General features: G+C 64.6%; 5 protein-coding genes and 1 pseudogene. 4 read left to right on the forward strand and 2 right to left on the reverse strand.

Annotated features, from left to right (window positions below; genetic code table 11):
- A partial coding sequence (locus tag NCS28_RS12700) for a hypothetical protein (protein WP_250514134.1) occupies positions 1 to 207 on the forward strand: 207 nt, incomplete at its 5' end.
- Between the two features lie 108 nt (positions 208 to 315).
- Here the strand turns inward: NCS28_RS12700 and NCS28_RS12705 are convergent.
- Positions 316 to 1,614 carry an SGNH/GDSL hydrolase family protein gene (locus tag NCS28_RS12705; RefSeq protein ID WP_250514135.1) on the reverse strand — a complete coding sequence of 433 codons (1,299 nt, stop codon included), beginning with the start codon at positions 1,612 to 1,614 and terminating at the stop codon, positions 316 to 318.
- Between the two features lie 171 nt (positions 1,615 to 1,785).
- On the opposite strand from NCS28_RS12705, the gene NCS28_RS12710 reads away from it, so the two are divergent.
- On the forward strand, positions 1,786 to 2,937 hold the full coding sequence (locus tag NCS28_RS12710) for a methyltransferase (RefSeq protein ID WP_250514136.1): 1,152 nt from the start codon (positions 1,786 to 1,788) through the stop codon (positions 2,935 to 2,937).
- A gap of 4 nt (positions 2,938 to 2,941) precedes the next feature.
- Here the strand turns inward: NCS28_RS12710 and NCS28_RS12715 are convergent, their stop codons facing one another.
- Positions 2,942 to 4,204, reverse strand: coding sequence for a TIGR03862 family flavoprotein (locus tag NCS28_RS12715; RefSeq protein ID WP_250514137.1), 1,263 nt, complete (start codon positions 4,202 to 4,204; stop codon positions 2,942 to 2,944).
- 205 nt (positions 4,205 to 4,409) lie between these two features.
- Here NCS28_RS12715 and NCS28_RS12720 point away from each other — a divergent pair, with 205 nt between their 5' ends.
- Together NCS28_RS12720 and NCS28_RS12725 are read left to right on the forward strand one after the other, a co-directional pair.
- On the forward strand, positions 4,410 to 5,882 hold the full coding sequence (locus NCS28_RS12720; RefSeq protein WP_250514138.1) for an MFS transporter: 1,473 nt from the start codon (positions 4,410 to 4,412) through the stop codon (positions 5,880 to 5,882).
- 224 nt (positions 5,883 to 6,106) lie between these two features.
- Positions 6,107 to 6,247, forward strand: a pseudogene (locus NCS28_RS12725) (1,2-phenylacetyl-CoA epoxidase subunit PaaA); the annotation flags it as partial.

A 6,247-nucleotide genomic window follows, 5' to 3' on the forward strand; every position in this document is an offset into this window, starting at 1 on the left:
CATTACCAGCTCCGAAGAACCGGCCGCACCCAGCAATCAAGCGCCCACACTTATCGGCTGTTAGTTTTTAAAGAGCACATCGCAAGACCACTACCTCACCACCGTCTTGCGTCGCTGCATCAGCAGCAGAGAAACGAGATTATGAATAATCTTTTTCTCCTTGTCAACACTGTTTTTTGGCTTTCGCCTCAAAATTTGCCGACTTAGGAGGCCGCCCGTTTCGCTCGGCGGCCCTTCGTCTTGCGACGAGGGGCTGAATATTAGGTCAAGCAGATCCGAATGACAAGGCAATGAAGCAACTTTTTTGCGCCCGCTTCAATGCGCCGCCTTCGCTGTGCTCGTGATGAACTCCATCGGCACTGCCGTCGCCATCGTCGCGTAACCGGCATCGCTCGGGTGGATGTGATCGCCGCTGTCGTACCGGCGTTGAAGCACGCTCGGGCGCGCGGGATCGCGCAGTGCCTGATCGAAGTCGACCACGCCGTCGAACGCCCTGCTCGAGCGGATCGATTCGTTGACCGCCGTGCGAATCGCCTCACGCTCCGGCGGCAGCGAGGCCGGCGTCAGCGTCGCGCCGTAGATCTTGATGCCGCGCTGGTGCGCCTGTGCGATCAGCCGTTGATATCCGCGCACGAGTCCATCGGCGTTGACTTCGGTGTGCGGGGCGTCGCAATCGAGTCCGGCGTGCGCGGGCATCGCCATGAAATTGATGTCGTTGATGCCGATCAGCACGATGATCGCGCGTACGCCCGGCTGGCGCAGCGCGTCGCGCTCGAAGCGGCTCACCACCGCCTCGCCGTAGCACGCCGAGTTGCTCAACAGCCGATTCCCGCTGAGTCCCGCATTCACGACGGTCGTCTGTCCGCCGCTTTTGCGCGCCGCCAGCTTCGCGAGCTCGTCGGGCCAGCGCCGATTGGCATTGACCGAAGAGCGCATGCCATCGGTGATCGAATCGCCGATGGCGACGATCGCCTGCGCCGATGGGCTTTCCACCGCCACATTGGTCAGCCACGCGAATTGGGTAAAGCGCGTGCGGAAGGCGCCCGCCGATACATCTTCGGTGCGATCGCCCGGCGTTGAGATGTAGTTCACCTGACTCGACACACGATGCCAGGCGACGAGCCTTTGAGCCTTCCCCATGAACATGCTGACGGCCACGGGCTGGAAGGCATCGACGTCGAAGCTGACTGCATCGCTCGTTGCCTGCGCACCCGGCGCGACGGTCACGCTCTTGCGTCCGCCGAACAGCACCGGACGCGCGCTTCCCGCGCGGATTGCAGCACTGTTGCCCGCGGCGGCCCGCGCGACGGTCATCGATTCGACGACGAGCGGTTCCGTCCCATACAGGTTGCTGATTCTGAGACGCATCCGCTTGCCGTCCAACTGCGGATAGATGAGCTGGCGGACGGTGCGCCCCGCGACATCCGGCGCGCGATACAGCGGCGGCAAGTTCGCCAATTGCGGAATCGACTGCAGCGCAGTGCCCCACGCGCTGATCCAATGTTCGTTGGCGGGCGCGTCGGTGGCGGCATCGGCGGCAAACGCGCGCGGGACGAAGTTGACTTGCGCGACAAGCGCGGCCGCGCAGATCGCGGCGAAAACTCGGAGTTTCATTCGGCGACGGCGTGCGGAAAAGGCTCGATTGTGCCTGAAGTGTCACAAAACTCGCGCCGCAGATTGCCCTCGACACGAACAAGCCACAGCGACGCGCTTCAAATAGCCTCACAATGCAGCCAGTTCATTTTTCGCCGGCGCGACGACGTCCGCATCAGCCTCTATATAGATATGCAACCGAAAAACTCTGCACCGCAAAACCTCACCTGGGATGAAGACGGCGAGAGCCGCTCCGCCCGCTGGCGATCGGAGAGCGGCAATCCGCCGGCGAAGCGCGTCGTGATCGGCCACGACCAGATGACGGCCGATTATGCTTACCGGCTCGCCTGTGAAGGCACGGCGATTCTCTGGCGCGGCGATTTCCAGAACGCCCGGCAGTTGCTCCAGGCGATGGCGCGCCGCATCGACAACAAGCCGCGCAAGGCGAAGAAGCCGGCGACGGGGCCATCGCCGATCGACGCCTTCAACCTGCATCGCCTCGCGCAATCGCAGCGCGCGCGCACCCTTGCGATGCTCGTACTTCCTCTCGACGAGCAATACGCCATCCCGCTGCGCCGCGCGCCCGACGTGCGCCAGGCGTGCGAGGAGGCTTACGGACCGCCATCGGATGAGTCGTCAGTCGTGTCCTTGCGTGAAGTGCTGGGGCTGATAGGCGCGCACGAGTGGCGCAAGAAAGGCGTCGAGATCGGCGCTGTCGGCGGGAGAATTCATCCCTATTACGGCGTGTTTTCGCCGGTTCGGGGCGAATACATCGATCTCGTCGCGAATCAGCCGCTTCCGTCGAAGGAGCTCGCGTTCGATATCGGCACGGGTACCGGCGTGCTCTCGGCGGTGCTCGCGCGGCGCGGCGTCGGGCACGTCGTCGCGACCGATGTCGATGCCCGCGCGCTCGCCTGCGCGCGCGAGAACATCGGGCGGCTGGGATTGGATCGTCAGGTCGAGATCGTCGAGGCCGACATGTTCCCCGATGGACGCGCTCCGCTGATCGTCTGCAATCCGCCCTGGCTGCCTGCACGGCCGAGCGCGACAATCGAGCATGCCATCTACGATCCGGAGAGCCGCATGCTGCGCGCCTTTCTCGAAGGCCTCGCCGCGCATCTGACGCCGGGCGGCGAAGGCTGGCTGATCCTGTCGGATTTCGCGGAGCATCTCGGACTTCGTACGCGCGCCCAGTTGCAGGAATGGATCGATAAGGCCGGCCTGAAGGTCGATGGACGCATCGACATCAAGCCGCATCATCCGCGCGCGAGCGACAAAACCGATCCGCTGCACGCCGCACGTTCGGCGGAAGTGACGTCGCTGTGGCGGCTCGTCGCCGCGTGACTCTTCACGCGCGCTCGGCGAGCCACGCGAGCGCGCCTTCACCCGCGACGAGTCCGCTCGCGAAACACGCCGTCAGCAGATAGCCGCCGGTCGGCGCTTCCCAATCGAGCATTTCGCCCGCGCAGAACACGCCAGGAAGCGCGCGGACCATCGAGCGCGAATCGAGCGCCTCGAACTCGACGCCGCCCGCGCTGCTGATGACTTCTTCGATCGGACGCGGCCGCAAGAGGCGCAGCGGCAGCGCCTTGATACGCGTCGCGAGCGTGTCGAGATCCGCGAATTCGCTTTTGCCGACGCATTCGCGCAGCAAACCTGCCTTCACGCCCCTCAGATGCAGGCGGCTTTGAAGATGACTCGAAATCGATCGCGCGCCGCGCGGATGCAGCACTTCGTCGCGCACGCGTTCGGCAGAAAGCTGCGGCGCGAGGTCGAGGAGAATCGTCGTGCCCGCGCCGTCGCTTTCGGCGATCCGATCGCGAATCGGCGCGGATAACGCGTAAATCAGACTGCCTTCGATGCCCTGCCCGCTGATCAGACATTCGCCGATGCGCCAGTCGGCCGCGCCGTCCACGCGCGGCAGGCCGATCGCCACGGACTTGAGCGGCTCGCCCGCGAAGCGGCTGCTGAAATGCTCGCTCCATGCGACATCGAAACCGCAATTCGACGGCACGAAGGGCCGCACGGGCACACCGCGCGCCGCGAGCACCGGAAGTGCGCGGCCGTCCGAACCAAGTTGCGGCCAGCTTGCGCCGCCGAGCGCAAGCACGAGCGCGTCGTGCCGGACGAGCTTTTCGCCCGATGGCGTCGCGAAACGCGATATCGACGTGCCTTCGTCAGCCCAGCCGAGCCAGCGATGCCGCATATGAAACGTCACGCCCGACGCGCGCAGCCGATGCAGCCATGCGCGCAGCATCGGCGCGGCCTTCATGTCGGTGGGAAACACGCGGCCCGAACTGCCGACGAACGTCTCGACGCCCAGCTCATGCACCCAGTTTCGCAACGCGCCCGCATCGAAGCGCGCGAGCAGCGGCGCGATGCTCGGGCTTCGCGCGCCATAGCGGCTAAGAAACGCGTCGGCGGGCTCGGAATGCGTCAGATTCATGCCGCCCTTGCCGGCCATCAGAAATTTGCGCCCGACGGACGGCATTGCGTCGAACACATCGACACGCGCGCCGCCTGTCGCGAGCGCCTCCGCGGCCATGAGCCCGGCCGGCCCGCCGCCTATCACCGCGACGTTCACCGATTCGATGTTTTCAACTGACGACATGTCCAAATGGAAGGAACGGAACGGAGCGACATTGTCGCATCGCAGGTCGCCGCGCCGGCTTTGCATTGGATGCGGCCCGCGTGAAAAGCATTGCAGACCAGTCGTAAGTCATTAAATAACAAAAAAGAATTTGGCCGCCTGCGTTCGGGCCAGTACGATCCGTCGATTCGTTGCATCGACAACTTTTTACCAACCTGGCCCGATCATGTCCGTTTCTCTCGCGCCCGAACGCGCTGTCGTCGGCGCTGCCGCCAACGATGGGCGGCCCGTCATCAAAAGTCCCGCCGATGTCTCCAGTCTCGTCAACAGCGGCGCGGCGATCGGCAGCGATGCGCGCGTGGTCGTCGCCATCGCGCTGGGCGGCATTTTTCTCGATGCCTACGATCTCGGCGCGCTCGCGTTCGGCATGAAGGACATCGCCCGCGAGTTCTCGCTGACGCCGACGGGCTCCGGTTTCGTCGCGGCGGCGATCACGTTCGGCGCGATCATCGGCGCGTTTCTCGGCGGTTATCTCACCGATAAGGTCGGGCGCTATCGCGTCTTCATGGCCGACATGTTCTTCTTCGTCGTCGCGGCGATTGCCTGCGCGCTCGCGCCCAACGCCTGGGTGCTCGGCGGGGCGCGCTTCGTGATGGGTCTGGGCGTCGGCATCGATCTGCCCGTCGCGATGGCGTTTCTCGCGGAGTTTTCGCGCCTGAAGGGCCGCGGCAACAAAGCGGCGCGCGTCGCGATGTGGTGTCCGGTCTGGTACGCGGCGATCAGCGTCTCGTATCTGCTGGTGCTCGGTTTGTACGCGGTCTTGCCCGAGCACAACGCGGGCTGGCTCTGGCGTCTGATTCTCGGGTTCGGCGCGGTGCCGGCGATCGCGATCATCTTGATCCGCAGCCGTTATATGAGCGAATCGCCCGTCTGGGCCGCGAATCAGGGCGATCTCAAGGGCGCGGCCGCGATTTTGAAGCGCTCCTACGGCATCGATGCCCGCGTCGACGAAACCGCTGTCGCGCCGCCCAAGGCTCGTCGCGCGACGTGGAGCAACTACGGCGCGCTGCTGCGCGGCGTCTATCTGCGCCGGACGGTGCTGGCCACCGTCATCGCGATTGCATCGTCGTTCGCGTATAACGCCGTCGCGTTTGGACTGCCGGTCATCATCTCGAGCTTCCTCGCGCAATCGATGCTCACCACGATTCTCGCGTCGCTCGCGCTGAATCTGTGCTTTGCGTTCGCGGGCGGCTTGTTCTCGGTGCGCACGGTGCCGAAGTTCGGCGCGTGGAAGCTGTCGGTCGTCGGTTACGCGTTCCAGTTGGCGGCGCTCGTCGGGCTCGCGATCGTCGGGAAACCGTCGACGAGTGCAGAGGTCGTGATCGCGATCGCGTTTCTTGCCGCGTTCCTGCTCGGGCAAGGCGTCGGGCCGGGTTCGCACAGCATGACGTTCGCGTCGTTGAGCTATCCGACTTCGCTGCGCGGCGTCGGCGTCGGTTTCAATCAGACGTTGATGCGCGCCAGTTCGACGGTCTCGCTGTTCCTGTTCCCGGTTTTGTCGGCGGCGCTCGGCACGAAGGTGTTCTGGATCATCGCCGTCGCGCCGCTCGCGGGGCTCGTCGCGCTGCTCGCCGTGCGCTGGGAACCGTCGGGTTATGACGTCGACGCGGAAGACTTCGCCGCGCAACAGACGCGATAAGCGTCCACTTTCCTCCTTTTCAAAGCGGCGGCGATTCATCGCTGCCGCTTCTCGTTCCTATCGCCGTCCGGCAAGCCTCCCTCGTCTGCACTAGATTGAATAGCGTGCGCTTCTCAGCGCTCCGCTCATGCGGAGTTACCCGAGTATGTTTCAAAAATCTATAAACCGACCGTCCGGTCGGTTTATAATCGCCGGACAGCGACTGTCCACGAGCGAGTGCCGCCATGTACACCCAATCCCTCGACCTCCCCAGCCCCACGCAAGCCAGCGAGGCGCCCGCATCAGCATCCCCCGAACAGACCCGCTTCGACGCCGTAATGCAAGCCGACGGCAAGATCGAACCGCAGGACTGGATGCCCGACGCC

Source organism: Caballeronia sp. INDeC2 (assembly GCF_023631325.1).
Lineage (GTDB): Bacteria > Pseudomonadota > Gammaproteobacteria > Burkholderiales > Burkholderiaceae > Caballeronia.